28 protein-coding genes and 1 tRNA gene are annotated in these 26,605 nt (G+C 72.1%); 19 read left to right on the top strand and 10 right to left on the bottom strand.

Annotated features, from left to right (window positions below):
* Window positions 1-5: 5 nt before the first annotated feature.
* The 5 genes from ACZ6I3_RS18780 to ACZ6I3_RS18800 all read right to left on the bottom strand — a co-directional run bounded on the left by ACZ6I3_RS18780 (window position 6) and on the right by ACZ6I3_RS18800 (window position 7,913).
* Complete coding sequence (locus ACZ6I3_RS18780; RefSeq protein ID WP_469415800.1) at window positions 6-2,216, bottom strand: hypothetical protein; 2,211 nt, start codon at window positions 2,214-2,216, stop codon at window positions 6-8.
* Window positions 2,217-2,343: 127 nt separating this feature from the next.
* Window positions 2,344-4,233: a copper resistance CopC/CopD family protein gene (locus ACZ6I3_RS18785; protein ID WP_469415801.1), complete on the bottom strand. Its 1,890-nt coding sequence runs from the start codon at window positions 4,231-4,233 to the stop codon at window positions 2,344-2,346.
* A gap of 221 nt (window positions 4,234-4,454) precedes the next feature.
* The gene (locus ACZ6I3_RS18790; RefSeq protein ID WP_469415803.1) at window positions 4,455-4,922 is read right to left on the bottom strand and encodes a cupin domain-containing protein; all 468 of its coding nucleotides are present in this window, start codon (window positions 4,920-4,922) and stop codon (window positions 4,455-4,457) included.
* The gene (locus tag ACZ6I3_RS18795) at window positions 4,919-5,554 is read right to left on the bottom strand and encodes a GNAT family N-acetyltransferase (protein WP_469415805.1); all 636 of its coding nucleotides are present in this window, start codon (window positions 5,552-5,554) and stop codon (window positions 4,919-4,921) included. Before ACZ6I3_RS18795 ends, ACZ6I3_RS18790 begins: the two co-directional genes overlap by 4 nt.
* Window positions 5,547-7,913, bottom strand: coding sequence for a penicillin acylase family protein (locus ACZ6I3_RS18800; protein ID WP_469415806.1), 2,367 nt, complete (start codon window positions 7,911-7,913; stop codon window positions 5,547-5,549). Before ACZ6I3_RS18800 ends, ACZ6I3_RS18795 begins: the two co-directional genes overlap by 8 nt.
* Before the next feature lie 78 nt (window positions 7,914-7,991).
* Between ACZ6I3_RS18800 and ACZ6I3_RS18805 the strand changes: the two genes are divergently transcribed.
* From ACZ6I3_RS18805 to ACZ6I3_RS18820, 4 genes are all read left to right on the top strand, one after another.
* Window positions 7,992-8,714, top strand: coding sequence for a siderophore-interacting protein (locus ACZ6I3_RS18805; RefSeq protein WP_469416023.1), 723 nt, complete (start codon window positions 7,992-7,994; stop codon window positions 8,712-8,714).
* Window positions 8,715-8,759: 45 nt separating this feature from the next.
* Complete coding sequence (locus ACZ6I3_RS18810) at window positions 8,760-9,353, top strand: HhH-GPD-type base excision DNA repair protein (protein ID WP_468196765.1); 594 nt, start codon at window positions 8,760-8,762, stop codon at window positions 9,351-9,353.
* A gap of 640 nt (window positions 9,354-9,993) precedes the next feature.
* On the top strand, window positions 9,994-10,335 hold the full coding sequence (locus ACZ6I3_RS18815) for a hypothetical protein (RefSeq protein WP_469415808.1): 342 nt from the start codon (window positions 9,994-9,996) through the stop codon (window positions 10,333-10,335).
* A 67-nt stretch (window positions 10,336-10,402) separates the two neighbouring features.
* On the top strand, window positions 10,403-10,537 hold the full coding sequence (locus ACZ6I3_RS18820; RefSeq protein WP_469415809.1) for a hypothetical protein: 135 nt from the start codon (window positions 10,403-10,405) through the stop codon (window positions 10,535-10,537).
* 59 nt (window positions 10,538-10,596) lie between these two features.
* Here the strand turns inward: ACZ6I3_RS18820 and ACZ6I3_RS18825 are convergent, their stop codons facing one another.
* Window positions 10,597-12,207 carry a helicase HerA-like domain-containing protein gene (locus tag ACZ6I3_RS18825; protein WP_469415810.1) on the bottom strand — a complete coding sequence of 537 codons (1,611 nt, stop codon included), beginning with the start codon at window positions 12,205-12,207 and terminating at the stop codon, window positions 10,597-10,599.
* Window positions 12,208-12,313: 106 nt separating this feature from the next.
* Between ACZ6I3_RS18825 and ACZ6I3_RS18830 the strand changes: the two genes are divergently transcribed.
* Both ACZ6I3_RS18830 and ACZ6I3_RS18835 read left to right on the top strand, forming a co-directional pair.
* Window positions 12,314-12,610 carry a type II toxin-antitoxin system VapB family antitoxin gene (locus tag ACZ6I3_RS18830; RefSeq protein ID WP_003999914.1) on the top strand — a complete coding sequence of 99 codons (297 nt, stop codon included), beginning with the start codon at window positions 12,314-12,316 and terminating at the stop codon, window positions 12,608-12,610.
* Between the two features lie 157 nt (window positions 12,611-12,767).
* On the top strand, window positions 12,768-13,385 hold the full coding sequence (locus ACZ6I3_RS18835; RefSeq protein WP_469416025.1) for a LytR C-terminal domain-containing protein: 618 nt from the start codon (window positions 12,768-12,770) through the stop codon (window positions 13,383-13,385).
* 15 nt (window positions 13,386-13,400) lie between these two features.
* Here ACZ6I3_RS18835 and upp read toward each other — a convergent pair whose 3' ends face one another.
* Window positions 13,401-14,036 (bottom strand): uracil phosphoribosyltransferase, encoded by a 636-nt coding sequence (gene upp, locus ACZ6I3_RS18840; protein ID WP_469415812.1) that lies wholly within the window; start codon window positions 14,034-14,036, stop codon window positions 13,401-13,403.
* A gap of 106 nt (window positions 14,037-14,142) precedes the next feature.
* Here upp and ACZ6I3_RS18845 point away from each other — a divergent pair, with 106 nt between their 5' ends.
* The 8 genes from ACZ6I3_RS18845 (at window position 14,143) to ACZ6I3_RS18880 (ending at window position 18,907) form a co-directional block, all read left to right on the top strand.
* Window positions 14,143-14,376 carry a hypothetical protein gene (locus tag ACZ6I3_RS18845; RefSeq protein ID WP_469416027.1) on the top strand — a complete coding sequence of 78 codons (234 nt, stop codon included), beginning with the start codon at window positions 14,143-14,145 and terminating at the stop codon, window positions 14,374-14,376.
* 604 nt (window positions 14,377-14,980) lie between these two features.
* Entirely contained in the window at window positions 14,981-15,517 is a 537-nt protein-coding gene (locus tag ACZ6I3_RS18850) for a tRNA adenosine deaminase-associated protein (protein WP_469415814.1), read from the top strand.
* A gap of 56 nt (window positions 15,518-15,573) precedes the next feature.
* On the top strand, window positions 15,574-16,005 hold the full coding sequence (gene tadA / locus ACZ6I3_RS18855) for a tRNA adenosine(34) deaminase TadA (protein WP_469415816.1): 432 nt from the start codon (window positions 15,574-15,576) through the stop codon (window positions 16,003-16,005).
* 45 nt (window positions 16,006-16,050) lie between these two features.
* A tRNA-Ser gene (locus tag ACZ6I3_RS18860) sits at window positions 16,051-16,135 on the top strand.
* Window positions 16,136-16,218: 83 nt separating this feature from the next.
* The gene (locus ACZ6I3_RS18865; RefSeq protein WP_382833818.1) at window positions 16,219-16,395 is read left to right on the top strand and encodes a hypothetical protein; all 177 of its coding nucleotides are present in this window, start codon (window positions 16,219-16,221) and stop codon (window positions 16,393-16,395) included.
* On the top strand, window positions 16,395-16,688 hold the full coding sequence (locus ACZ6I3_RS18870) for a Dabb family protein (protein ID WP_469415817.1): 294 nt from the start codon (window positions 16,395-16,397) through the stop codon (window positions 16,686-16,688). The genes ACZ6I3_RS18865 and ACZ6I3_RS18870 overlap by 1 nt, the downstream gene beginning before the upstream one ends.
* A 154-nt stretch (window positions 16,689-16,842) precedes the next feature.
* Entirely contained in the window at window positions 16,843-17,733 is an 891-nt protein-coding gene (locus tag ACZ6I3_RS18875) for an RNA polymerase sigma factor SigF (RefSeq protein ID WP_469415820.1), read from the top strand.
* Between the two features lie 268 nt (window positions 17,734-18,001).
* Window positions 18,002-18,907 carry an RNA polymerase sigma factor SigF gene (locus ACZ6I3_RS18880; RefSeq protein WP_382492514.1) on the top strand — a complete coding sequence of 302 codons (906 nt, stop codon included), beginning with the start codon at window positions 18,002-18,004 and terminating at the stop codon, window positions 18,905-18,907.
* A 773-nt stretch (window positions 18,908-19,680) separates the two neighbouring features.
* Here the strand turns inward: ACZ6I3_RS18880 and ACZ6I3_RS18885 are convergent.
* The gene (locus ACZ6I3_RS18885; protein WP_184593622.1) at window positions 19,681-19,881 is read right to left on the bottom strand and encodes a hypothetical protein; all 201 of its coding nucleotides are present in this window, start codon (window positions 19,879-19,881) and stop codon (window positions 19,681-19,683) included.
* A 215-nt stretch (window positions 19,882-20,096) separates the two neighbouring features.
* Here ACZ6I3_RS18885 and ACZ6I3_RS18890 point away from each other — a divergent pair, with 215 nt between their 5' ends.
* From ACZ6I3_RS18890 to ACZ6I3_RS18900, 3 genes are all read left to right on the top strand, one after another.
* Window positions 20,097-20,585, top strand: coding sequence for a MarR family winged helix-turn-helix transcriptional regulator (locus ACZ6I3_RS18890; protein WP_382833805.1), 489 nt, complete (start codon window positions 20,097-20,099; stop codon window positions 20,583-20,585).
* A gap of 97 nt (window positions 20,586-20,682) precedes the next feature.
* Window positions 20,683-23,160 (top strand): MFS transporter, encoded by a 2,478-nt coding sequence (locus ACZ6I3_RS18895; RefSeq protein ID WP_469416028.1) that lies wholly within the window; start codon window positions 20,683-20,685, stop codon window positions 23,158-23,160.
* 90 nt (window positions 23,161-23,250) lie between these two features.
* Window positions 23,251-24,072: a YceI family protein gene (locus ACZ6I3_RS18900; protein WP_469415822.1), complete on the top strand. Its 822-nt coding sequence runs from the start codon at window positions 23,251-23,253 to the stop codon at window positions 24,070-24,072.
* Here the strand turns inward: ACZ6I3_RS18900 and ACZ6I3_RS18905 are convergent.
* Both ACZ6I3_RS18905 and ACZ6I3_RS18910 read right to left on the bottom strand, forming a co-directional pair.
* Window positions 24,055-24,765: a GAF and ANTAR domain-containing protein gene (locus ACZ6I3_RS18905; protein ID WP_469415824.1), complete on the bottom strand. Its 711-nt coding sequence runs from the start codon at window positions 24,763-24,765 to the stop codon at window positions 24,055-24,057. The two genes, ACZ6I3_RS18900 and ACZ6I3_RS18905, sit on opposite strands and share 18 nt — an antisense overlap.
* A 57-nt stretch (window positions 24,766-24,822) precedes the next feature.
* A complete protein-coding gene (locus ACZ6I3_RS18910; RefSeq protein ID WP_469415825.1) occupies window positions 24,823-25,545 on the bottom strand; it encodes an ANTAR domain-containing protein in 723 nt (240 codons plus the stop codon).
* A gap of 216 nt (window positions 25,546-25,761) precedes the next feature.
* Between ACZ6I3_RS18910 and ACZ6I3_RS18915 the strand changes: the two genes are divergently transcribed.
* On the top strand, window positions 25,762-26,115 hold the full coding sequence (locus ACZ6I3_RS18915; protein WP_469416030.1) for an STAS domain-containing protein: 354 nt from the start codon (window positions 25,762-25,764) through the stop codon (window positions 26,113-26,115).
* A 10-nt stretch (window positions 26,116-26,125) separates the two neighbouring features.
* Entirely contained in the window at window positions 26,126-26,596 is a 471-nt protein-coding gene (locus ACZ6I3_RS18920) for a PPOX class F420-dependent oxidoreductase (protein WP_469415827.1), read from the top strand.
* The last annotated feature ends 9 nt before the right edge of the window (window positions 26,597-26,605 follow it).

Here is a 26,605-nt window from a genome sequence, read left to right on the forward strand (position 1 = left end):
GCCCGTTATCTCCTTCGCCGGAGCTGTTCGGTGCAGGTGCAGCGCAGCAGGGGCTGTTCGTTCTCCGCGAGGCCGCTCCAGTCCGTCGCCGTCCTGCTGAGGCGGCCCGCGCCCTCGAAGTCCATGATCGAGAGCAGGTCCAGCAGCTTGACCAGCGTGCGGGCGGTCTCCTTGCCGGTGGGTCTGGTGCGCTCCTCGCACAGCCACACCGCGTGCAGCAGCTGGTCGACCGTGCGGCGCAGGGGCGGGCCGTCCGCCCCCACCAAGCCCTGGGCTCGCTCGCGTCGGGCGTCCGCCCCGCCCGGGTAGGGGGCCTGGGCGATCTCCAGGAGATCCGCGCACCAGGCGCCGGGGCGGCCGGGGAGGGTGGCGGCGAGGTGGCTGACCACGTCGTCCGCGCCGCCCGACACCAGGTGGTGGTTCATCCGGTGTGCGGTGAGCGACCGGAAGGCCCCACCGCCCCCATCGCCCCCGTCGCCCCCGCCGCCCTCGTCGCCATGGGCGTCCTGCCGCTCCCCCGCCGCGCGTTCCGCGTAGTGGTCGCGCAGCAGATGGTGGTCGGCGTACCAGGCGGCGCCGCCGGGGCGCAGTCCGTAGAGCCGGTGCACCAGCAGCTGGCGGAGGCCGAAGTCGCCGATGAAGTGGCGTTCGCAGGTGGGCCATCCGGTGTCGGTGAGGAGCTGGGACACGTGATGGGCGGTCAGGTGGTGGACGTGGCCCGACTGGTGGTGGCGGAGCAGGACGTCCGCGCACTCCGTGTCGTGGGCCACCGACAGGTGGGAGAGGAGGTCGAGCCACTGGGCGCGGTGCTCGGTGGGGAGCCGTACGGGTAACTGGTCCAGGATCAGTTCGCGGAGCAGGACCTCCGCGACCGGGCGTTCGGGGGTGTCGTCGCCGGGGAGCCGCAGCGGGGCGTCCAGGATGTCGCGGTCGTTGGCGTCCGCCGGCATGCGGAAGGCCGCGGCTGCGGCGGAGAGGCGGATCACCGTGTGCGGGCGGCCGCCGCTCAGCCGGGCCACGGCCGCGTCGATACGGCGGCGGTTCGTGCCGCCCTCCGGCTCGGCGCGCTGCTGTCTTCGTACGGTTTCGCGGCGGAGCTGGTCGCCGGTGAGCAGGGGCATCCGCAGCAGGATCACGCCGTCGGCCAGGGGTGCCCGGTCCGCGGCCCCGTCCGTACGCCGGGACCAGGCGGGCGGGGCGCCGTCGGCCGGACGGTACTCCGCCGGGGGCGCCACCTCCTCGGACGGCAGGCCGCCGTGCAGGAAGGCGCCGCCGTCCGTACGGCGTGCCGTGCCCACGATCACCACGCGGTCGCGCTGCCCGCCCCGGCGGTCGGTGAGTACGGCCCGCAGCAGCCGCTCGCCGAGGGGCGACTCGGCGTGGTCCAGCAGCATCGCCGGGCGGCCGACCCGGCGGAGCCAGCCGGAGGGCGAGGCGTACGCCGCCTCCAGGTCCTCGCGCAGGGCCCGGAACAGGAAGCCCTCAGCGACCTCCCGTGACTCGCCGCCGGCGCGGAAGTCGGCGGCGAGGATGCGCAGCCCGATCCGGGGCTGGCCGGCCGCCCCCGGATAGGCGCCGTAGAGCCGCTCCAGTTCCGCCCTGCCCCGGGGGCCCAGTCGCTGGAAGACGGCGTCCAGCAGGGCGTTGCTCACGGCCGCCGAGTACGGGTCGAGCGCCTGCCCGTACAGGGTCATCAGCAGGTTCCGGATGGCGCCGCGCAGCACGCCCCGCCAGAAGTCGCCGGTGCCCAGGCCCCGCAGGCGCTGCTTCTGGGCCAGGCCCTCGTAGCGTTCCGCCTCCGTGGCGACCGCCTCGGGCGTGCCCTCCGTGACGCCGGTCGCGATCATGGCTAGGCCCGGGAAGAGCCGCGGGAAGGCGAACGAGCCGCCCGTGCCCTGCCAGGTGCAGAGCCTCCGGGCGACCTCGACCAGTGCCTCGGTCGTGGCCGAGCGGGCGCCGGGCTCCGGGTCCGCGCGGTCCGCGTACACCGGTGAGGCGCAGTCCAGGTGGATCACCGGCGCCTTGGCGGCGAAGCGGTCCCGTACGGCGCGCAGCAGGCGGCCCTTGCCCATGCCCGGGCCGCCGGTGAGCAGGACGACGGGGAGGTCGGGGCCGTACAGCAGGTCCCGGCCGGCCCCGGACGGCGTCCGTCCGAGCAGCCGCGCGAAGAAGCCCTCCTCGCCGAGGAGTTTCTCGAAGCCCAGTTCTTCACACACGGACCCCCCATGGAGTGCCTGCCCGCCCGGAGGCGGGTGACCCGTGACCGATGTGCCAGAAAAGATTCAGTGGAACACGGAACCTCTGGCCGGACAACGGGGGCTGCACGGGAAGGAGTTGGTGAGTCTAGGACTTGATCCGCACCTGCTTCGACACGGTCACCTGGTCGACGTCCGACACCCGCACGGTCGTCTTCATCGTCCAGGTCCCGGGGAGGGGCAGGTTGAGGGAGTTGGTGCTCCAGTAGCCGACGTCTTTCAGTTCGGCGTCGATCGGGCCGACCTTCCGGGAGGGCAGGGTGAAGGTGATGCGGACCTCAGGGACGAGGATCAGGCCCTTGTCGGAGCCGTAGACCACGGCCTGCACGCCGTTCTCGCCGACGCGGGCCGGGTCCAGGGTGACCTGCACCGTGCCGCGGCCGGTCACGGAGTCCGTGCCCGTGTCGTAGGGCACCATGACCAGGGTCGTGGGCGGCAGCGAGCCTGCCGGGGCCTGCTGCGCGGCCTCGGCCTGGGCGCGGCCCGGCAGCGTGGTGGTGAGCAGGGTCGTGATCAGCAGCACCACGGCGGCGACGGCGACCTCGATGAGGACGGAGCGGCGCAGGCCGCGCCGGATCCCGTCCCGGTCTCCGGGGTCGGGGGCCGGCGGCTCCGGTGTCTCTGGCGTCTCCGGCTGCTCCGGCTCCTCGGCGTCCGGTGTCCCGGGCTTTCCGGTCGCCTCCGGTGGCGGCGGGGCGCCGACCGGCTGGGCGACCCGTTCGCGTACGGCCACCGCAGGGGCGGTCGCCGTCTCGGTCACCGTCGCGGTCGCCGGGGCCGCGATACGGGCCGTCCAGCGGCGTGAGTACCCGGCCGCCAGCACCAGCGCGGTCACCGCGACCAGTTTCGCGAGCAGCAGCCGGCCGTACGGCGTGCCGCTCAGCGCGGAGACGGAGCCGAGCCCGCGCCAGGACTGGTACACGCCGGTGACGACCAGGACCATCACCGAGGCGAAGGCGATACGGGAGAAGCGGGGCACGACCTCCGTCAGGTCCTCGCCGGACGAGCGGCGCAGGGTCAGGAGCAGTGCCACGAGGCCGCCCAGCCAGACCCCGGTCGCCAGCAGGTGCAGCACGGACGACGTCATCGCCAGCGGCACCTGGATCCCGGCGGAGGCGTGCTCGGCCGCCGCCCAGGTCAGGCCCAGTCCGACGGCCAGGGCCGTGCCCGCAGCCAGCGCCACCGGCTCCCGGTGGTCATGGCGGTCATGGCTGTCATGGCGGTCATGGCTGTCCCGGCCGTCCAGGCGCCTGGAGAGCCACACCAGGAAGACGGCGGTCAGCAGGAGAACGGCCAGCCGGGCGAGCAGGGCCAGGCCCGGGCGGCTCGCCACGGTACGGCCGAGGGCGGAGGCGTCGAACGCCGCCGCCGGGCCCGAGCCCGCCTCGTACGGGGCGCGCAGCAGGAGCAGGACGACCGTCGAGCCCAGCAGCGTCCACCAGGCCGTGACCAGCGGCCCCCGCAGCGGGGACCTGTTCGCGGGACGGCACAGCAGTGCGAACGCCGCCGCTCCGACGAGCAGCGCGGCGGCGAGGTAGGCGAGGTAGCGGGCGGCGTCGTAGAGGCCGCCGGTCAGCGGGTCCTCGTCCGGGCCGGTGTCGATCTGCGTGGACGTGGCGGACCGTTTGCCGACGGAGAAGGTGAAGGCGCCGGAGACCGGGTGGCTGTCGGCGGACACCACCCGCCAGGCCACCGTGTAGGTGCCCTGGGCGAGCTTCCCGGGCAGTCCGACCCGGGCCGTTTTGGAGCGGCCGTCCGCGTGCGTGGCCTCGCCGGTGTGGACGCGGCGCTGGTCGGGGCCGAAGACCCGGAAGGAGTCGTCGAGCAGGCCTACGGATTCGGTGAAGGTCAGGGTGACACTGCGGGGGGCTTGCTTGACGACGGATCCATCGTCAGGGGTGGTGGTGCGGAGGGCCGCGTGGGCCGAGGCGGGGGCTCCGCTGAGGAAGAGCAGGACCAGCACGGTGCCGAGCAGCACCAGGGCTTGGATTCGCCGGGGGCGTCCGACATTGCGATCCTCGTTCCGCCGTGGGTCCACGTGGTTCTCCGGGGTCGGGCTGTACGGCTTCCGGATACGTACGGATGAGAAGGGTGTAACGCTCATCGGGGTGGTTGGCGTGTGTAGTGCGGCGGCCGCGGGCGGGTGGGACTTGTTCGCGCCCACGCGGCGGAGCCGCAAATCGACACAGCCCAGCGCCCCTATGTACGTGACAGTTCCGCGATCCGATCAGCCTCTGTCGGGAAACGCGCCGTCAGCTCCCGCTCATCCCCGTGTTCATAGCCCTCGAACGTGAAGCCGGGCGCCATCGTGCAGCCGAACAGGGTCCACTCCCCCTGAGACCTCCCGCCCATCCACGTACCTGCCGGGACCGTGAACTGCACGTGCTGGCCGCCGAGGACATCCGGCCCCAGCACCACCGTCCGCGTGCTCCCGTCGGGGGCGAGCAGGAGGAGCTCCAGGGGATCGCCGAGGTAGTAGTGCCAGACCTCGTCGGTCGGGAGGCGGTGGAGGGCGGAGAAGGCGGCCGCTGTCAGGAGCGCGACGATCGCCGTGCCCTCGGGGCGGCCGTCGGGGCGTTCGGGGCCGGCCCAGGTCTGGCGGAACAGTCCGCCCTCACGGGGGATCGGTTCCAGGCCGTAGTGCGCGATGAGGTCCTCGGGCGTCACGCGGGGAAGAGTACTTCCCGGTCGAGGAAGGCGAGCTGTGCCTTCTTCTCCGGCAGGAACACGTCGGGCAGGTCGATCTCGGGCAGGACGACGACCGGCCCCGCCGTGAAACCCAGTTTCAGGAAACGCGCGACGGCCTTCTCGTTGCGGACGTCCGGGTCGACGACGACCCGCCGCCGGTCCAGGCCCAGCAGGACGTATCCGGCGATGGACGCCACCAGCCGGGCCGTCCAGCCGGAGCGTTTGCCGCCCGGGCCGGCGGGGGCGAGGAGCAGGTGGACGCCGATGTCGCCGGGGCGGACGTCGTAGCACTCGCTGACGCGGTCGGCCTCGGGCTCGTAGGTCTGGAGGAGGGCGACCGGCTCGCCGTCGCGGACGACGAGGTAGGCGTAGTGGGTGGGGAGGGTGTCCAGGTGGGCGTAGGTCTCCGCCACCTGGCGCTCGGTGAGGTCGTTCATGCCCCAGAAGGCGGCCCGGTCCTCGTTCACCCAGCGGTGGATCACTGCGGCGTCGGATTCCGGGTCCAGCGGCAGGACGCGGACGGTGCCGAAGCCGTCGGTCGCCTGCTCGTGGACGGCCGTGCGGGAGGCGTACGGGGTGTACTGGGCGTACTGGGTGTACGGATCAGACATCGGTTTCCTTCTTCAGCGAGGTCCAGTCGGTGACGACCGGGACGAGGTCTCCGGCGAGCCACAGGGAGAGCTGGTCGCGGTGGTGGGGCGAACCGGGGACGCCCGAGGCGCCGAGCGGGACCACCCAGCGGCTGTCGTCGCGCCGGGCCAGGTCCCAGATGTAGCGGGCCGCCGGGCCGCGGGCGGCGCGGTCGGTGAGGCCGGGTACGCCCGAGGTGCACAGCACGCAGTCGTGGTCGCCGGACAGCGCCGGTTCGTCGTACGGCGTCTCGGGGTGCAGCGGGCGCCAGGGGGTGAGCCGGTGGGTGTCGCCCCAGACACCGGCCGGGGGCCGCTCGGCGACCTCCTCGATCGCCGCTCGGACGGCCGCCGGGCGGTCGATTCCGTACAGGTCCTCGGCCCGCAGCAGGTGTTCGAAGGCGAAGCCGACGCGCGGGACCAGGGCCAGCCAGGGCTGGAACACCTCCGGGTACGCCGGTGGTACGGCGAGCGCGGCGAAGGCCGGGTGTGCCGCCAGCTGTCGTACGACCGCTCCGCGCACCGCCGCGTAGAGGGCCGCGTCGGCGCTGCCGGCGTCCATGCGGCGGTCCCAGGAGAGGAGGCGGTCGCGAAGGGCGGAGGCCTCGGGGGTGAGGCCGTCGAGGGCTCGGAGGCGGTCCAGCAGGGGGCCGGCCGAGGCGAGGTGGGTGTCCGTGTGGATCGCGGGCATGTCGGCGGCGGACCAGCGCTCCTTGCGGGAGAGCAGCTCGGCGATGCGGCCGGAGCGGTGCGGCGGGGCGAACTCGACGCCGAGGGATTCGGCAGGGCCGCGCTGGTTGGCCATGACGGCGACGCCGTCGGTGAGCCCGGCGCGGGGCGTCTCGTGCCGGCCGTGCCACTCGTGGCCGGGTTCCCAGGCGGGCACCAGGCGTACGCGGTTGGACTCGGCGCGCAGCGGCACCCACCCGGCCACGCGGTGCAGGACACCGCCCTCGGTGTCGGCCGCCTGGACGACGTTGACCGGCTCGGCCCAGCGGTCGAAGGCCTGGTCGACGTCGGCGACGCGGCGGGCCCGCAGCAGCGGCAGCAGGGCACCGAAGCCGAGGTCGCCGGTGACGCGGGGCGGGTAGCGCAGGCTGATCGCCACGGGCGGGCTGACGGGGGCGGTGGGATTGGCAGGGTCGGCGGGGTCGGCGGGATCGGCAGGGCCGGCGGGCTCGGCGGGCTCAGCGGGCTCAGCAGGATCGGCGGGCTCAGCAGGATCGGCGGGGCCGCCTGGATACGCCGGGTTCACCGGGTCCACCGGGACAGCCGGGTCCACCGGGGCAGCCGTACCCGCCGTACTCACCGAGCCCGGCGAGCCACCGCCCGGCCGCGGCGGGCCTGCCGGGTCGCCCGGCGCCGCCGAACCCACCGGCCCGCCCTCGTACGGCGAGTCCGCGGGATCGCCGTCGATCCCGTCGGGCCCCCCGATGACCACCGGGCCGCGGTCGGTCTCGATCACCTCGACCTCGACCGGCTCCTCGCCCGCCACCTCGATGGTCTCCGTGTGCCGGGCGGCCCGGTGCCAGACCCCGTCCGGGCCGAGGGCCTCCACCCCGGCCCCGGTGCGCCGGAGCCGCTCCCGGTAGAGGTCCTGGTAGTCGGACATGGCGTTGGTGATCGCCCAGGCGACGGAGCCGGTGTGTCCGAAGTGGGCGATGCCGGGGACACCGGGGACGGCGAGGCCGACGACGTCGAACTCGGGGCAGGACAGGTGGATCTGCTGGTAGACGCCCGGGTCCTCGATCCAGCGGTGGGGGTCGCCGGCGATGACCGCCTGCCCGGTGACGGTCCGCTCCCCGCTCACCAGCCAGCCGTTGGAGCCGGAGGTGCCGGGGCCGTCGGTGGCGAACAGGCCGATGGCGTCCTCGTCCAGGTGGGAGAGGGCCTGCTCGCGCCAGAGCTTGGCAGGGAACCCGGCGAAGAGGATGTGGGTGGCGAGCCAGACGCCGAGCGGGGTCCAGGGGTGCCAGGGGCCGGGGGTGAGGCCGGTGCGGGCGAACTCGGGGGCGGACCCGGCTCCCTCCGGCAGCCCCGCGTTGACCCCGTCGACGTACGCCCGCACCCACCGGGCCGTCTCCGGGTCCTGTCTCTCCAGCTCCTCGAAGCAGCGTCTGGCCGTGTCGTCGAGTCTGGCCCGTCTGGCGAACCGGTCCCAGGCCAGGGCGCTCTCGCCGAGGAAGGACGCCGAGGTGCCCTGGGCCCGGTGCCGCTCGACCTCCAGCTGCCAGGCGCGGTCGCGTGCGGTGACGCGGCCCTGCGCGTGGGCGAGTTCGGCCGCGCTGCCGGCGCGCAGATGCGGAATGCCCCAGGCATCACGGTAGATCTCGGTGGCCACGCTGTGCTCCCTCAGCTCTTTAGGTTAGGCTTGCCTAAGTTGATCGTGGCGGAATAGTACGTGAAGGGTGAAGAAGCGATGGGGCAGGGGCGGGGTTGGGAAGGCGCGGTCCTCAAGCTGCTGCGCGCGAAGGATTTCGTGTTCACGGTGACCGGCGCGCGGGACGTCACCCCGGACTACCGGCGGCTCTCCTTCACCGACGGCGGTCTGCTGGCGGCGACCGGTGTCCATCCGACCATGTGGGTCCGGCTGTGGTTCGACAACGCGGGCAAGCCCCACCAGCGGGCCTACACCCTGGTCGACCCGGACCCGGAGGCCGGCACCTTCAGCCTGGAGTTCGCCCTGCACGAGGGGTGCGCCAGCGACTGGGCCAGGACGGCCGAGCCGGGCGACACGGTCGAGGCGACCGTCCAGGGCACCGGCTTCGAACACCCGAGCCCGGCGCCCTCGCACGTCTTCGCCGTCGGCGACCCGGCCTCGCTGCCGGCCATCAACTCCCTGCTGGACGCACTGGGTTCCGCCCCGGCCACCGTCTGGTTCGAGGGCGGCGGCGAGGACCTGCCGTTCCGTACCGACCCGGCCCGGCACGAGCTGCGCCATGTACCGCGCCAGGACTCCGGCGCCCAGCTCGTCGACCGGGTGAAGACGGACCTGCCCGGGCTGCTCCAGGGCACCTCCGACCCGTACGTCTGGATCGCCTGCGACACGGCGACGACCCGGGCCCTGGCGGCGTACGTACGCAAGGAACTGGGCCTGCCCAAGCAGCGGGTGCACGCGCTGGGGTACTGGCGCCCGTCCTAGCGGGCTGGGGACGCGGCCGGGCCCGGACCGGGGGATGATCGGGGCATGGACGTCACCCTTCACCTCGCCCAGGACCCCGAGGCCGACGCGTTGCTCGGCCGCAGTCCGCTCGCCGCACTGGTCGGGATGCTGCTGGACCAGCAGGTTCCGATGGAGTGGGCGTTCAAGGGTCCGGCGACGATCGCCCAGCGGCTCGGCACGGACGACCTGGACGCGCACGAGATCGCGGCGCACGAACCCGAGGCCTTCGCGGCGCTGCTCTCGCAGAAGCCGGCGGTGCACCGCTACCCGGGCTCCATGGCCAAGCGGATCCAGCAGCTCTGCCAGTACCTCGTCGAGCACTACGACGGTGACGCCGAGGCCGTCTGGAAGGACGTCGGCACCGGCAAGGAGCTGCTCAAGCGGCTGGCCGGGCTGCCGGGCTTCGGCAAGCAGAAGGCCCAGATCTTCCTCGCCCTGCTCGGCAAGCAGCTCGGGGTGCGGCCGGACGGGTGGCGGGAGGCCGCGGGCGCGTACGGCGAGCCGCAGTCCTTCCGTTCCGTCGCCGACATCACCGGCCCCGAGTCGCTGGTCAAGGTACGGGCACACAAGCAGGAGATGAAGGCAGCGGCCAAGGCGGCGAAGGCCGCGGGCCAGTAGCAGCCCACCGGCCGCCTCCCGGGCCGCCCTGGGTGGCAGCCGCCACGCCCGCCCTGCCAGGCAGGCATCAGCCTCCCGGCCGCCTCGACAAGCAGGCGCCAGCCTCCCGGCCCATCCCGGGCGCCAGACGTCAGGCCCCCGGCCAACACCCAGGCCTCAACCTCCTGGCTCGCCCCGACAGGCAGGCGTCGGCCTCCTGGCTCGTCCCGGCAGGCAGGCGTCGGCCTCCTGGCCCATCCCGGGCGGCAGACGTCAGGCCCCAGGCCGCCCCAACACTCAGGCGTCAACCTCCCGGCTCGTCCCGAGTGGCAGACGTCAGGCCCCGGCCCGCCCCGGCAAGCAGGCCCCAACTTCCCGGCACGCCCCGACAGGCAGGCGCCAGGCTCCCGGCCCACCCCGGCAAGCAGGCATCAGCCTCCCGGCCCCCCCTCGGCAAGCAGGCCTCAACCTCGCGGCCCACCCCGAGTGACAGGCGCCAGACCCCGGCCCACCCCAACACCCAGGCCCCAACCTTCCAGCCCACCCCGACACGCAGGCGTCAGCCTCCCGGCCCACCCCAGGTGGCGGGCCCCTCCGGCCCGGGCCGAGGATGGATCATGCCTCACGGTCACACCCCACCCGCGACGGGGAACGACCTCCCGTGACCCCCGCCGCACCGCAGCCGGTCCCCCGCTGCACCCGCCGGAAGGCGTGGCCGCGGGTGCTCGTCCTGCTGCTCGCCCTGCTCCTGCCGGGCGCGCACGCCGAGGCGTACACGGGGCCGACGGCCACCGTCTCCGGGGAAGGCACGGCCGTCGAGTGCGATGTCCTCGACACCGCCCTGCGCCCGCCTGCCCGGGGCACCCGCCGCACCGCCGTCCCGCTGCGCCCCGCCCCACTCCCGGCCCCCGGGCCCGCGTACACCGCACAGCGCCCCCTGCCCGTGCCGCCGAGCCCGACGCCCGACCCTCGCCCCCTCCGCTCCGAAGTCCTGCGCTGCTGACCGGACCGGCCACCGGTCCCCCAGCCCCGCACGGAACAGGAACCACGAGGAACGACGAGGAACAGCCATGCTTCAAGACCCGTACGCGGTCCTGCGCGCCCTGCTGCGCGCGGAGGCCGTCCGCAACGCTCCCAAGCCGCCCCGGCCCAAGCCGGACTCCCGGGAGCCACAGCGGCCTCCGAAGGAACACGAACGCGACTGACCGGCCCGGGGCGGCGGAGGCGGAGGCGGAGGCGGAGGCGGAGGCGGGCGAACGCCGAGCTAGCGCCTCCGCCGCCCCGAACGCCGAGCCGTCCCGAACAGCGACCGCGTGATCTCCCGCCCGATCTGCGTCCCGACCGACCGGGCCAGGGACTTGAACACCCCGCTGCCGACCACCTGCTCCACGGCGGACGGCCGTTCCTCCGCACGTTCCTCCACCGGAGCGGTGGCGTCCCGCATCTCGTCCGGCCCCTTCGCCCCACGGCCGCGCCGGTCGTCCGTCAGCCGTTCGTACGCCGACTCCCGGTCCACGGCCCGGGCGTACCGCTCGTACAGCGGCGACCGCTCCACCGCCCGGTCCAGTGCCTCCTGCCCGACCGGGCCCATCAGGGACTCGGGCGCCCGCAGCCGGGTCGCGGCGACCGGCGTCGGGGCGCCCTTCTCGCTCAGCACGGTCACCACCGCCTCGCCCGTCCCCAGGCCGGTCAGCACCTCTTCGAGGTCGTAGGGCGACTTCGGGAAGGTCTTCACCGTGGCGTTCAGGGCCTTCTGGTCGTCGGGGGTGAAGGCACGCAACGCGTGCTGGACGCGGTTGCCGAGCTGCGCGAGGACATCGGCGGGTACGTCCTTCGGGGTCTGCGTCACGAAGAAGACGCCGACCCCTTTCGAGCGAATCAGACGCACGGTCTGCGTGATCGACTCCAGGAACGCCTCGGAGGCGTCGTCGAAGAGCAGATGCGCCTCGTCGAGGAAGAAGACCAGCCGGGGCTTGTCGGCGTCGCCGAGCTCGGGCAGGTCGTGGAAGAGGTCGGCCAGCAACCACATCAGGAAGGTCGAGAACAACTGCGGCCGGTCCTGTACGGCGTTCAGCTCCAGGACGGAGACGATGCCGCGCCCGTCCTCACCCGTCCGGAGCAACTCGGCCGTGTCGAACTCCGGCTCCCCGAAGAAGCCGGACGCGCCCTGCGCCTCGAAGGCCGTCAGGGACCGCAGGATCACCCCGGCCGTGGCGGCCGACAAACCGCCGACCGTCTTCAGCTCCTGGCGGCCCTCGTCCGAGGTCAGGAAGGTCACGACCGCCCTGAGGTCCTTGAGGTCGATCAGCTCCAGGCCCTTGCCGTCGGCGTAGTGGAAGATCAGGGCGAGGGACTGCTCCTGCGTCCGGTTCAGCCGCAGCACCTTGGACAGCAGCACCGGGCCGAAGCCGGTGACCGTGGCCCGGACGGGGACACCGCGCCCGATGCCGCCGAGGGCGTAGTACTCGGCCGGGAACCCCGTCGCCTTCCACTGCTGGTGGACGTCCTTGGCCCGGCCCTCGACCCGGGCGTCCGGGCGGCCCGGCGCCGCGATCCCGGAGAGGTCGCCCTTGATGTCGGCCAGGAAGACGGGCACCCCCTGGGCGGACAGCTGCTCGGCGATCAGCTGGAGCGTCTTGGTCTTGCCGGTGCCGGTGGCGCCCGCGACCAGGCCGTGGCGGTTGAGCATCGCCAACGGCACCCGGATCTGCGCGTCCGGCAGACACGCCCCGTCCCACAGCAGGGCGCCCAGCTGCAGTGCGGGTCCGGAGAAGGCGTAGCCGGAGGCGATCTTCAGGGCCTCCTGGGGGAGGGCGGCGGCGCGCTCCGACACTTCCGGAGCCGGGGCCGACGGCATGGTCTCGCGGTCCGGCATATTCACGCCCCTGTTCCCGTTTCGTACCGCCTTGTGGGGTTTTTTTCAGCGTCGCACTACGGCGCCATGGCTGCGCCCGGAACGTCTTGCCCGGTAGGCTTTCCGTGTGATCTTCAAGCGCATCGGAAACGGCCGGCCGTACCCCGACCACGGCCGGGAAAGCACCCGGCAGTGGGCGGACGTCGCGCCGCGCCCGGTCCGCCTCGATCAGCTCGTGACGACCAAGGGGCAGCTGGACCTGGAGACCCTCCTCGCCGAGGACTCGACGTTCTACGGCGACCTCTTCGCGCACGTCGTGAAGTGGCAGGGCGATCTGTACCTGGAGGACGGCCTGCACCGCGCGGTGCGGGCGGCACTCCAGCAGCGCCAGGTGCTGCACGCGCGCGTGCTCGAACTGGACTGACCCCCGCCGGTGACGGGTCGGCCCCTTCGGACCCGTCCAATCCGTATGGTCCGTCCGGTCCTTCTGGTCCGTCTGGCCGATGTCGAATGATCATCTAGTAGGCATCGTCGCCCAGGCGCACTACGCTGCGCTCATGAGCATGCTGACTCCCCCCGGCATGGGCGGCAAGTACCGCATCACGGGCAACAAGTACCCCCGGATGCGGGGACCCCGGCGGCGCGGGCGGCTTGTCGTCGTGGTCGTCGCCTCCGTCGCCGTGCTCGGCGTGGGCGGCTGGGGCACTCTGCAGCTCATCGATGTCTTCACCGGCGGCGGCAGAAAGGCTTCGGCAGCCGGCAACGGCACGGACTGCGCCCCCCGGACCAAGGCGAGCGCCTCGCCCGCCGCCAAGGCGCTGCCCGAGCCGCGCACGATCACGGTCAACGTCTTCAACGCCACCACCCGCGGCGGCCTGGCGAAGAAGACCGCCGACGAGCTGAAGAAGCGCGGCTTCAAGATCGGCGACGTGGGCAACGCGACCAAGCAGTACGACAAGAAGGTCAAGGGAACCGGCGTGCTGCTGGGCCCCGCATCGGCCCTCGGCACGTCGCTGCCCGTGCTCGGCACCCAGCTCCCCGACGCCGAACGGCGTACCGAGGCGGCCCGTAAGGGTGCCGTGGTCGATCTCGTCATCGGCGACGGCTTCAAGGAACTGGCGAAGAGGCCCGCGGCCGACCGGGCCCTGGCCGAGCTGGCCAGGCCCGAGCCGGCTGCCAAGCCGAAGAAGGGCTGCTGAGGGGCTCGGAGGTGCTTACTCCGCCGCGCCGTACATCCGGTCGCCCGCGTCGCCGAGGCCCGGCACGATGTAGCCGTGCTCGTTCAGGCGCTCGTCGACCGAGGCGGTCACGACCGTCACCGGGGTGCCGGCCAGCTCGCGCTCCATGATCTCGACGCCCTCCGGGGCGGCCAGCAGCACCACGGCGGTCACATCGTCGGCACCGCGCTTGATCAGCTCCCGGATCGCCGCGACCAGCGTGCCGCCGGTGGCGAGCATCGGGTCCAGTACGTACACCTGGCGCCCCGACAGGTCCTCCGGCATCCGCGTCGCGTACGTGGAGGCCTCGAGCGTCTCCTCGTTGCGGATCATGCCGAGGAAGCCGACCTCGGCGGTCGGCAGCAGCCGGACCATGCCGTCCAGCATGCCGAGCCCGGCCCGCAGGATCGGCACGACCAGGGGGCGGGGGTGGGAGAGCTTGACGCCCGTGGTCGTGGCCACCGGCGTCCGGATGTCGACCTGCTCGGTGCGCACGTCGCGCGTGGCCTCGTAGGCGAGCAGGGTGACCAGCTCGTCGGAGAGACGGCGGAAGGTCGCGGAGTCGGTGCGCTGGTCGCGCAGCGTGGTGAGCTTGTGGGCGACCAGTGGGTGGTCGACGACGTGGAGACGCATGTCCACAACAGTAGCCGGGCCGGGTGAGCCGGGTCGCACGGCGTTGTCGGCGTCAATCGCCCGTCCGGGGGAAGGCGGGGAAGGACGAACTGGGGTGATGAGCCAGATGCCCGACCGGGATTTCCGAGAAGATCTGTCGCCGCGCGCATGGCCCGGGGCGGACCCGGCGGCCGACCGGACGACCGAGCCGGACGTGTCCTCCGCCGAGCGCCGCCGACGCCGCGCCCGCTTCCTGCGCGACCTCGCCGAGGCCCGCGAACTGCGCGACCGAGTCCAGCCCCGCCGCGCCAAGACGGCCCGCCTGCGACACGCCATGCGCATGCGCACGTTCCGCTGGTAACACCGCCCCACGTACCCGCCCCCACCGGCGGGCCCCGCCGCACGCCGTCCGACCGTGGGACCCGGACGGGTCCGGCGGTGCCGCCGGACCCCGTCCGGGTCGGCGTTCGCCGGTGGCACACGGAGGGGCCCGCCGTAGGGACTGCACGGGCACGCCCGCAGGAGCCCGACGGGCCCGTCGTGGCCGATCATCCAGTGAGCCCCAGCCCCCTCCGCCCGCGAAACGCGCACGCGTTCCACCGGCAGGACCGGCACACGTTCCGGCGGTAGGGCCCGGGCGGGTCAGCCGCCGGAGGCCCGCGCGTCCGACCGTGGGACTTTCGCCGGTAGGAAACGGGTGAGGAAACCGTTGGAGAAGATCACGAACCGCGCGGATATTGTCGCGGTGACCGTGCGTGGAGTGGGGGAAAGCCGCGTACGATCCGCAGGTGGCGGCAACGAGCGTGCGATGAAAACTGCCGGACACAGGGTGCCGAAGACGTCCCCTGAACGCCTTGTTTCTGCCACGATTCCGAGTGGGCGGGGCTCGGACGAGCACTCCCCGCCCTCAACCTCCGCCGGGGGGACCTCCAACCGGCACGCCTCTGACCAGTGGGAGAGTCACGGTGTACTTCGCCGCACTGCTCGCGCGCACCGAAGACGGGTGGAAAGCGAGCGACACAGAGCTCGACGATGTGGAAACCCTGTCGGATCTGGCCGACCTGGCCCGTGAATCCTCCCCCGACGAGGACACGGTGCTCGTGCTGATCGAGCAGGAGGACGCCTGGTTCGGCGTCGTCCGCGTGGACGGCGAGGACGACCCTCGTATCTACGTCTCGGACGCCGCCGCCGCTGCCCGCAGCAGCTACGGCGAGATCCTGCTCACCGACGAACTGCTCGGCCGAGACCCGGACGACGGGGACGACCTCGACGCCCTCGACCTCGACGGCACCGAGGACGGTGAACCCGACGAGGACGAGGCCGACGGCGGCGACGGGGCCACCGGAGCGGCGGACGCCGTGCCGCACGGCCCGGTCGGCGACCCCCAGATCCTCGACGACCTCGGCGTCAGCGAGAAGGAGCTGCGCCTGATGTCGACGGAGGCCGTCACCGAGATCGCCGAGTCCCTGGGCGCCTCGGAGACCCTGGAGGCCGTCCGCTGACCGGTCCCGTCGGCCCTGGACCGCCGGATCCGGTACGTGACCCCTGGCGGCCCGCGATGCGACTCGCCCTGGACGAGGCCGCCGAGGCCGTCCGGGGCGGGGACGTCCCCGTCGGCGCCGTCGTACTGGCCCCGGACGGCGCGACCGTGCTCGCGGCCGGGCACAACGAACGCGAGGCCGGCGGCGACCCGACGGCCCACGCGGAGGTCCTCGCCATCCGCCGCGCCGCCGCCGAACTCGGCCGGTGGCGGCTCACCGGCTGCACCCTCGTGGTGACGCTGGAGCCCTGCACGATGTGCGCGGGCGCCATCCAGCAGTCCCGCGTCGACCGTCTCGTCTACGGCGCCCGTGACGAGAAGGCCGGCGCGGCCGGTTCCCTCTGGGATCTGGTCCGCGACCGGCGGCTCAACCACCGGCCCGAGGTGATCGAGGGCGTGCTCGCCGGGGAGTGCGCCCAGCTGCTGAGCGACTTCTTCCGGGACCGCTGAATACCGATTTCGGAGCACGCCGACCCTTGCTGTAAGGTCTCCCTCGGTAGCGTGTCCGAGCGGCCGAAGGAGCTCGCCTCGAAAGCGAGTGTGGCGCAAGTCACCGAGGGTTCAAATCCCTCCGCTACCGCTTGAGAAGGGCCCCGTCTGATGACGGGGCCCTTCGTGCGATCATGTGCGCTGCACGGGACACCAGTGACAGGGGAGGCCGCGATGGCGGTGAACGCGAAGAAGGTCGCCGTCTACGTCGTCGTGGTTTTCGGGCTGTACGTGATCATCACGGATCCACAGAAGGCCGCCGACTTCGTCCTGATAGGTTTCCAGGGCGTATCGGACGCCGCCAGTGCCCTCGGCGACTTCGCCACCTGGGTCGCCAACGGAGGAAAGTGATGATCCGCCACCTGGTCCTCTTCAAGCTCAACGAGGGCGTCGAGCGCGACGACCCGCGCGTCGTGAAGGGCGTCGAGGCCTTCCGCCCGCTCGACGGCGCGATCCCCGAGATCCGCTTCTGGGAGCTCGGCTGGAACGTCAGCGACCGCCCCATCGCCCACGACTTCGCCATCAACTCGGCCTTCGACGACGCGGACGCGCTGCGCCGGTACGTGGAGCATCCCGACCACCAGGCGGGTGTCGCGCTGTGGCGCGAGTTCGCCACGTGGGTGATCGCGGACTACGAGTTCTGACGCCCGCGACCCGAACGACTTCGAGCCCCCCGTCGCTTCGACGGGGGGCTCTTCCGTTGCTCGATCGCGTATACGCGGTAATTCATCCCTCAACACGTAGTTATGGGGTGCTTGCACACAGTGCGCATGTGTTGTGATGCTATGACCGCTTTTGATGGAGCGGTTGACGGACGGGTTGACGGATGACGAGGTGGAGTTGACCGTGCTGGCCAGTACTGCGCCTCAGGCACCCTCCTCGGAAGCCTCACCTGAAGCCACCCCTGAAGCCACCCCCCAGCGGAGCCGTGGCGCCGACACCCGCGCCCTCACGCAGGTCCTCTTCGGTCAGCTCAAGGAGCTACAGCCGGGCACGCCGGAGCACGACCGGGTGCGCGGGGCGCTCATCGAGGCCAACCTCCCGCTCGTGCGCTACGCGGCCGCCCGCTTCCGCTCCCGCAACGAGCCGATGGAGGACGTCGTCCAGGTCGGCACCATCGGGCTCATCAACGCCATCGACCGCTTCGACCCGGACCGGGGCGTGCAGTTCCCGACGTTCGCGATGCCGACGGTCGTCGGCGAGATCAAGCGGTACTTCCGCGACAACGTCCGTACGGTCCACGTACCGCGCCGGCTGCACGAGCTGTGGGTGCAGGTCAACAGCGCGACCGAGGACCTGACCACCTCCTTCGGGCGCACGCCGACGACCTCGGAGATCGCCGAGCGGCTGCGCATCACCGAGGACGAGGTGCTGTCCTGCATCGAGGCCGGGCGGTCGTATCACGCGACCTCGCTGGAGGCCGCGCAGGAGGGCGACGGGCTGCCGGGGCTGCTGGACCGGCTCGGCTACGAGGATCCCGCGCTGGACGGTGTGGAGCACCGGGATCTCGTACGGCATCTGCTCGTACAACTGCCCGAAAGAGAGCAGCGGATTCTGCTGCTGCGGTACTACAGCAATCTCACGCAGTCTCAGATCAGCGCGGAACTCGGCGTCTCGCAGATGCATGTCTCGCGGCTACTCGCGCGTAGCTTCCAACGGTTGCGGTCTGCGAACAGGATCGACGCGTAACCGCAAACAGGAGCGAGAGGTCACCGGAGCGAGGGAATCGCTCATCAGGGCCGTTCCCGGTAGTTGAGGGCCGAAAGACCGTCAGACCCCTTGTTTGCAGGGCTTATTCGCGTCTCAGATGTCGACATGTCACTACAGCGTGTTGCCGACATGTGACATTCTGCGGGAAGCGCGTTTGCCGGGGCTTCGGTTCCGGTATTCAGGTGAAGGCTGCGTTCCTCAGACGGGAGCGTTCGCCGCGACCGTCCCGCGACCCAAAGGGGGTGGCATGTCCGCAGAACAGGGCAGCTCGAAGGTGCTCACGCTCGCGGAGAGCGAGACAGCTCCCCATGCTCTCGACTCACTCGGCCCCATCGATGATGCTCCGGCCGTCCTGGCGGCCGAGCCCGCCCCGGTGATTCCTACCGCGGGCGCCATCGACACCCGCACCCTGTCCCGCTCCCTGTTCCTGCGGCTGGCCGCGCTCGACGAGGACAGCCCCGAGCGTGCGTATGTCCGTGACACTCTGATCGAGCTCAACCTGCCGCTGGTGCGGTACGCAGCGGCGCGGTTCCGGTCGCGGAACGAGCCGATGGAGGACATCGTCCAGGTCGGCACGATCGGGCTGATCAAGGCGATCGACCGGTTCGACTGCGAACGCGGGGTGGAGTTCCCGACGTTCGCGATGCCGACGGTGGTCGGGGAGATCAAGCGGTTCTTCCGCGACACGTCGTGGTCGGTGCGGGTGCCGCGGCGCCTGCAGGAGCTGCGGCTCGCGCTGACCAAGGCCAGTGACGAGCTCTCGCAGAAGCTGGACCGGTCTCCCACGGTCACCGAACTCGCGGCCGTGCTCGGGGTGTCCGAGGAGGACGTCGTCGACGGGCTGGCGGTGGGGAACGCGTACACGGCGTCCTCGCTGGACTCGCCGGCGCCGGAGGACGACGGCGGCGAGGGGTCGCTGGCGGACCGGCTGGGGTACGAGGACACCGCGCTGGAGGGCGTGGAGTACCGCGAGTCCCTGAAGCCGCTGCTGGCCAAGCTGCCGCCTCGTGAGCGGCGGATCATCATGCTGCGGTTCTTCGCGAACATGACCCAGTCGCAGATCGGCGAGGAGGTCGGCATCTCGCAGATGCACGTCTCCCGCCTGCTGACGCGGACGCTGGCGCAGCTGCGGGAAGGCCTGATCTCGGACTGACGCCCCGGGCGGCCCCACGGCCCTCGCCGTGGCGCCGCCCACGGTCGGCCGTGCGGCGCCTTCCACCTTCGCCGCAAGCCCGCCCGGGGCTTCGTCGCCTGACTCCGCGACTTCGCCGTGGAACGCGGACTCCGTCGTGGAGCCGCCTACGGCCCGCCGTGCGGCACCTCCAGCTTCCCCGCGAGCCCGCATGAGGACTTCGTTCGCCTGGGCTCTGCGGCATCGTCGTGGAACGCGGCGACCTAGTCGTGATACCGCCTGCGACTCGCCGTGCGGCACCTCCAGCTTCCCCGCGAACCCGCCCGGGGCATCACCGTGGAACGCGGACTCCGTCGTGGAGCCGCCTACGGTTCGCCGTGGACGCCCCCGGCTTCATCGCGAACCCGCCTGAGGCATCGTCGCCTGGCTATGCGGCATCGTTAGCGTGGCGACTTCGTCGTGCGCCGCCTGCGGCTCGCCGTGGGGCGCCTGCGGCTTCGTCGCGAGCCCGCCTGCGGCATCGTCGTAGGGCGCCTGTCGCTTCGTCGTGGGTCGGGGCCGCGTCGGGGGGTGTCCGTCCTCGGAACGTCGCGATGGGGTGTCACGCCGACTGGCTGTTCGTTGACGCGACAACCGCTGCGGGCGGACACCCCCCGACACGTCCCCTTCTCGCCGTACGCGGGTGCGGGCATGTCTCGGCTGAGGCCGCTGCGGGCAGGCGTGTCTCCCCCAGTGCCTCAAAGGCCTGGAGTTGCCCGCAGGGCGGCACGGGTTGGGTGGTGGGGGAGGGCGCCTTACGCCAGTGCCAGCCAAGCCACCGCCGCGACCACCGCTACGGCGGCGACGACGCCGAGGATGAGGCCGATGCGCGGGCCGCCGCCGGCGGACGTCGCCGCGGCCTGCCGCCCCTGCGGCGCCTCGTCGACGAACGCGCGGAACATCTGGGTGTTGCCGGCAGGGTCGTGATTGCCCTGGGGGGCCTGGTTGTTAGCCATGGCCCGAGACCCTAGCGAAAACGCCGGGGCTCCCCAAGTGGGGGTTGGTCTTCCGTTTGCCCCCGCCTGACCCGTACCGCCAGGCTCGCCACCTGCACATTTACTGTCGCAATACTTGCCTTTGCCAAGTTTTGATGCCGCATTCACCTTCTTTATTTGCCTGTAGCAACCAACAGCTTCTATGGTTGCCCTAAGCAACGAAAGCGGGAGGTGTCATGGCCGAGAGGGCGCAGTACGAAGAGCTGGTCCGCCAGTTCAGTGCCTTCGGTGCCGTGAAGCGGGAGCTCGGCCGGATCATGCCGGCCGAATGCCCCGGCGGGTCGGCAGCCGTTCTGACCCTGCTGGGCCGCCACGGCGACATGCGCATGAGCAAGCTCGCCGAGCTGCTCGCGGTGGACATGTCGGTCACCAGCCGCCATGTCGCGCACGTCGTGGACCGGGGCTGGATCGAACGCTCCCCCGACCCCGCGGACAAACGCTCACGCATCCTGCGCCTCACCCCCGCGGGCGACGCACAGCTCGACGAGCTGTCCCGGCGGACCACCGAGGTGCTGGAAGAGCGCCTGAGCGACTGGTCCGACGAGGACGTCCGCCGGCTCACGCAGCTGATGGCACGGCTGCGGGAGAGCTTCGACTGCCGGCCCGCGCCCCGGGCGGCACCACCCGCTGTCGCACAGACCACCCGTACACCCGCAAGCACGTAAGAAAAGGAAGCCCATGGCAACGACCACACCAGCCGGTGTGCGGGCTCATGCCAAGCACGGGGGAGGCTCGCACAGTCCCTCCGGCGACGGCGCACCGATGACGCACCGGCAGATCATGGAGGCCCTCACCGGCCTCCTGCTCGGCATGTTCGTCGCGATCCTGTCGTCGACGATCGTCTCCAACGCCCTGCCCCGGATCATCGGCGACCTCGGTGGCGGCCAGAGCGCCTACACCTGGGTCGTGACCGCGTCCCTGCTGACGATGACCGCGTCCACCCCGCTGTGGGGCAAGCTCGCCGACCTGTTCTCCAAGAAGCTGCTGATCCAGGTCGCCCTGGTCGTCTTCGTGCTGGGGTCGGCGGCGGCGGGCATGTCGCAGAACCCCGGCATGCTCATCGCGTTCCGCGCGGTCCAGGGCATCGGCATGGGCGGTCTGTCCGCGCTGGCCCAGATCATCATGGCGGCGATGATCTCGCCGCGTGAGCGCGGCCGGTACAACGGCTACCTGGGTGCCACGTTCGCCACCGCCATGGTCGGCGGGCCGCTGGTCGGCGGTGTCATCACCGACACCGACTGGCTCGGCTGGCGCTGGTGCTTCTACGTCGGCGTGCCCTTCGCCGTGATCGCCCTGATCGTGCTGCAGAAGACCCTGCACCTGCCCGTGGTGAAGCGGAAGGTCAAGGTCGACTGGGCCGGCGCCTTCTTCATCAGCGCGGCCGTCTGCCTGCTGCTGGTCTGGGTGACCTTCGCCGGTGACAAGTACGACTGGCTGTCCTGGCAGACGTACGCGATGGTCGGCGGTTCGGTCGTGCTGCTGGCGGTGTTCGTGCTCGTCGAGGCGAAGGCCAGTGAGCCGATCATTCCGCTGCGGCTGTTCCGCAACCGGACCATCACGCTGGCCTCCGTCGCCTCCCTGTTCGTCGGTGTCGCGATGTTCTCGGGGACCGTGTTCTTCAGCCAGTACTTCCAGCTGGCGCGGGACAAGTCGCCGACGATGTCCGGGGTCATGACCATTCCGATGATCGCGGGGCTTTTCGTCTCCTCTACCGTCTCCGGGCAGGTCATCACCCGCACCGGGCGCTGGAAGGGGTGGCTGGTCGCCGGTGGTGTGCTGGTGACCGCGGGCCTCGGCCTGCTGAGCACGATCCGGTACGACACCGAGTACTGGCACATCGCGATCTTCATGGCGCTGCTGGGTCTCGGCATCGGCATGATGATGCAGAACCTGGTGCTCTGCACGCAGAACCAGGTGGAGCCGGGCGACCTGGGTGCCGCCAGCTCCACGGTGACCTTCTTCCGGTCCCTGGGCGGTGCCGTGGGCGTCTCGGCGCTGGGCGCGGTCCTGGGCAACAAGATCACCGACTACGTCAAGGACGGCCTCGCCGACCTCGGCCCCAAGGGCGCGGCCCTCGGCCACGCCGGCACGGGCGGGGGCGGCATCCCCGACCTCGACGCGATGCCCGCGCCGCTGCGCACCGTCGTGGAGAGCGCCTACGGCCACGGTGTCGCGGACGTGTTCCTGTACTCGGCCCCGATGGCGCTGCTCGCCCTGCTGGTGGCGCTGTTCATCAAGGAGGTCCCGTTGAAGACGAAGGGCGCGCTGGCGCAGGCCGCCGAGCCGGAGGCGGCTGCGGAGGCCCCGGCTTCCGGCGAGGCCTCGGCTTCCGCCGCGGTGAAGGCCGTGCCGAGCTGGGCCGTGGACGGGACCGAGGCTGGCGACGGGGTCGACGGAGTCGACGGGAGCGGGACCGAGGGCACGCAGCGGCTCGCCGCCGTCGCCGCCGCGGTCCGGCCGGGGGACTCGGGCGGCGTCACCGGCGTTCCCGTACGGGGGTTCGTCCGCGGCGCCGAGTCCGCGCCCGTGCCGCAGGCCGCCGTCACGCTGATCTCGCTGGCCGGGCGTCAGCTGGGCCGGTCCGTGGCGCAGGCCGACGGCTCGTACGCGGTGGACGCCCCGGGCTCCGGTTCGTACGTCCTGATCGCCTCCGCCGACGGCTTCCAGCCGCAGGCGTCCACGGTCGTGGTGAACGGCGAGCCGGTCGCCTACGACATCCTGCTCAGCGGCACCAGCGGGCTGACCGGTCTGGTGCGGGCCGCCGAGAACGGGCTGCCGGTGAAGGACGCGATGGTCATCGTGACGGATGTGCGCGGGGACCTGCTGGCCACCGGGACCACCGGTGAGCAGGGCGACTTCACCTTCGCCGAGCTGGTGCCGGGGGCGGTGACCGTCGCGGTGAACGCCGCCGGGTACCGGCCGCGTGCCCTGCCCGTCGAGGTGGGCGGCACCGGGGTCACCCGGGTCGAGATAGATCTGGACTCGGGCGCTCGCGTCCAGGGCGTCGTGCGGGCTCCGCACGGGCCGCTGGCCGATGCCCGGGTGACGCTGGTCGACCAGGCGGGCAATGTCGTCGGCTCGGCCACGACCGGCACGGACGGGGCGTACGCCTTCACCGACCTGGACGGCGGCGAGTACACCGTCATCGCCACGGGCTACCCGCCGGTGGCCACCGCCCTGACGGTCACGGGCGCCGGCGCCGAGGGCCACGACATCGAACTCGCCCACCCCGGCGAGTAGCGACGACCCCGGCCCGTGACAGGTGGGCGCGCTCCGAGCGGAGGTGCGCCCCCTGTCGCGGGCCGGTTTCTTTGATGAGGAGTAGCTGAGATGGGACTGACCGCGAGGATCCGTACCCGGGACGGTTGGGCCGTGTCGCACGCGGTCGTCACGGTGGCGGACATGAGGGGCGCGCAGGTGCTGCGGGCCGAGGCCGACGCGGAGGGCGCCGTACGGGACGCGACACCGCTGGAGGCAGGGGCGTACACCGTCATCGTCACGGCTGTGGGCTACGCGCCCGCGGCCTCCAGTGTGATCGTGACCGCGAGCGGGCGGGCCGAGGTCGGCTCGGTGACGCTGGCGCGGCAGGGCGGCACCGAACTGCCGCCGCCCGGCCCGTGGACCGTCGACCCGGTGCACTCCAGCGTCGCCGCCGTGGCCCAGCACCTGGGCATCTCCAGCGTGCACGGCCGGTTCACGGAGTTCTCCGGCTCGATCGAGATCGCCCCGGACGACGTCACCAAGTCCCGTGTGGAGGCGGTGATCCGGGCCGCGTCCGTCGACACCGGCAACGGCATGCGCGACGGGCACCTGAAGTCGCCGGACTTCCTCGACGTCGAGCGGTTCCCCGAGATCACCTACCGGTCGACCGGGCTGACGGCGGCCGGTTCCGACCGGTGGACCGTGCACGGGGAGCTGGGCATGCACGGTGTCGTACGGCCCGTGGATCTCGACCTGGCCTACCTCGGCACGGGCCCGGACCCGTGGGGCGGCACCCGCGCGGCGTTCCGCGCCACGACCGAACTGCACCGCGAGGACTTCGCGATGAACTACAACCAGGTCCTCCAGGCGGGCATCGCCGCCATCGGCACGACGCTCAAGGTGGAGCTGGACATCCAGGCCGTGCAGGGCGAGTCACTTCCGGCTGTCTGAGGCCGGGCCGGACGGCCGGGACACTCTCGCCACCAACTGGTCGCACAGGTCGCGGAGTTTGACGTTCCGGTCCTGCGACACCCGGCGCAGCCGCTCCAGCGCGATACGCGCGTCGATCCGCTCCCGGGCCATGAGGATGCCGATCGCCTGGTCGATGACGCTGCGGGAGAGCAGCGCGGTGCGCACGTCGGCCGCCGACTGGCGCCCCCGTTCGATCCGCAGCGCCACGTCGATCGCGTCCCCGGTCCGGGCCGCGAAGGCGCGGGCCGCCTCCCGGTCCGCGCCCAGCGCCCCGGGCCGCTCGCCGTAGAAGTTGAGCGCCGCGCCCGTCTCGCCCTCGATGGCGATGGGCACGGCCAGCACACATCGGACGCCCACGGACAGGGCGTACCGCGTGTACGAGGGCCAGCGGGACTCCGCCGTCAGATCGGCGCTGTACTGCTCGGCGCCGGTCTCGGCGGCCTCGACGCAGGGGCCCGAACCGTTCTCGTACTGGCGCAGGTCCAGGCCGCTGGGCAGACCGTCGCTGCCGGCCAGGGTGAGCAGCCGCCCGGCCCGGCGCACCGTGATACTGCACGCGACGGCGCCCGGCACCGCTCGCACCGCACGGTCGGTCAGATCGTGCAGCAGGGTGTCGAGACCGCTGCTGCGCACCATCGCCTGGTCCAGCGTGTCGGACGTCTCGGAACTCATGACCGTACGTGTATCCCGTCGGCTCGCGCCCACGCCCCCGACGTAACCGGGCTCACGTCAGGTGCCGTTGTGCGTGCCGACGATGCGGCGGGCGATGTCGCGGAGTTTCACGTTCTCCCGCTGGGAGGCCCGCACCAGGCTCTCGAAGGCCGCGGCCGCGTCGATGCCCTGGCGCTCCATGAGGATGCCGGTGGCCTGGCCGATCAGGTCCCGGGTGTGCATGGCCTCGGTGAGCTGCTCGCGCACGGTCGCGGAGTCCAGGGCGATGGAGACGTGCGCGGTGAACAGCCGGCCGATGCGCGTCGCGTCCTCGTCGAAGACGCCCGGCTTGCGCGCGTAGGCCGTGAGCACGGTCAGCCGGCGGCGGTCGGCGCGCAGCCGCAGCGACAGCGCCGAGCGCAGGCCCAGGGCCGACAGCACGTCCCAGCCGTCGTCCGCGTCGCTGTCCTCGGTCCGCGCCACCGGGCTGTTCCACAACCGCTCCCAGTGCCCGTGCGGTTCGCGGCCGGTGTGCCGGGCCTCGGCGGAGCGCACGACCTCGTCGGTCCAGGCGAGCGTACGGAGCCGGCTGCCGCGCTCGAGCACGGAGACGCCTGCGTGCTCGGCCCCGGGCATGAGGTGCACGGCCAGCCGGACGGCCGTGCGCAGGGTGTTGTGGGGGGTGAGCGTCTCGTGCAGCTGCTGAGACGCCACCGTCAGGGCATCGGCCAGCTCGGAGCCAACCGGAAAACGGGGCAAATCAGGAAAGTCGGACGCAGCCACCACGAACCTCTTCGGCATGCACGGCCATGGCCGTGCGCAGGAGAGCTCCGCAGCACATTCCCGACTGCGAGCACAGGACGGACAGCACTCTAGCTGCTCGGTTGCGTCCAGGTGACGTCCGGCCGACGGCCGCGACAGGCGCTTCCGCAGCCGCGCCCCGGCGTGGTGGAATGGGCCCAGGGGTCAGGAAGCGGCCTTACCGGAATCCGGACGAACGTCTGCCAGGTGAGTGCTGTGACTTTCATCCCGAATCCCACCGAACCGCGGGACCTGCCCGGCCGTGTCTACCTCACGATGCCCGCGGAGATCGACTTCTGCAACGCCGCGGAGCTGCTCCCGATCGTCATGTCCGCGGCCCGGGACCGTGGCGACCGGCTGGAACTGCTCGTCCTCGACCTCTCCTGCACGTCCTTCATGGACTCCCAGGGCGTCCGCCTCATCAACGACATCCGCCACCGGCTGCGCCCCGGGGCCCGGGTACGTCTGGTGGCCCGGCCCGACGGCGTCACGAGCAGCGTCCTGGAGCTGACCGGACTGCGCCGCGACGTCCCCGTGTACGACAACCTCGCGGAGGCCATGGCGTCGTAGGCTGCCGCCCATGGCACCGAACATCGCGACGAACACCCGTGTCTCCCTCGACGAGTTGCTCGACTTCGTACGGCCCCGGCACCACGCGATCCTGCTGACCCGGCGGTCCGACGACGGCCCCCAGGGCTCGCCGCTGACCTGCGGTGTCGACGACTCCGGCCGGATCGTGGTCTCCACGTACCCGGAGCGGGCCAAGACCCGCAACGCCAAGCGGGACCCGCGCGTGAGCCTGATCGTCCTGAGCGACGACTGGAACGGCCCGTGGGTACAGGTCGACGGCACCGCCGAGGTCGTCGACACCCCCGACTCCATCGAACCGCTCGTGGAGTACTACCGGAACATCGCCGGTGAGCACCCCGACTGGGACGAGTACCGCGCGGCCATGGTCAAGCAGGGCAAGTCGATCATCCGGATCACGCCGGAGCGGTGGGGGCCGGTGGCGACGGGCGGGTTCCCGGCGCGGCTGGTGGAAGGGGAGTAGGGCAGGCCC

The organism is Streptomyces sp. NPDC041940 (genome assembly GCF_055589465.1).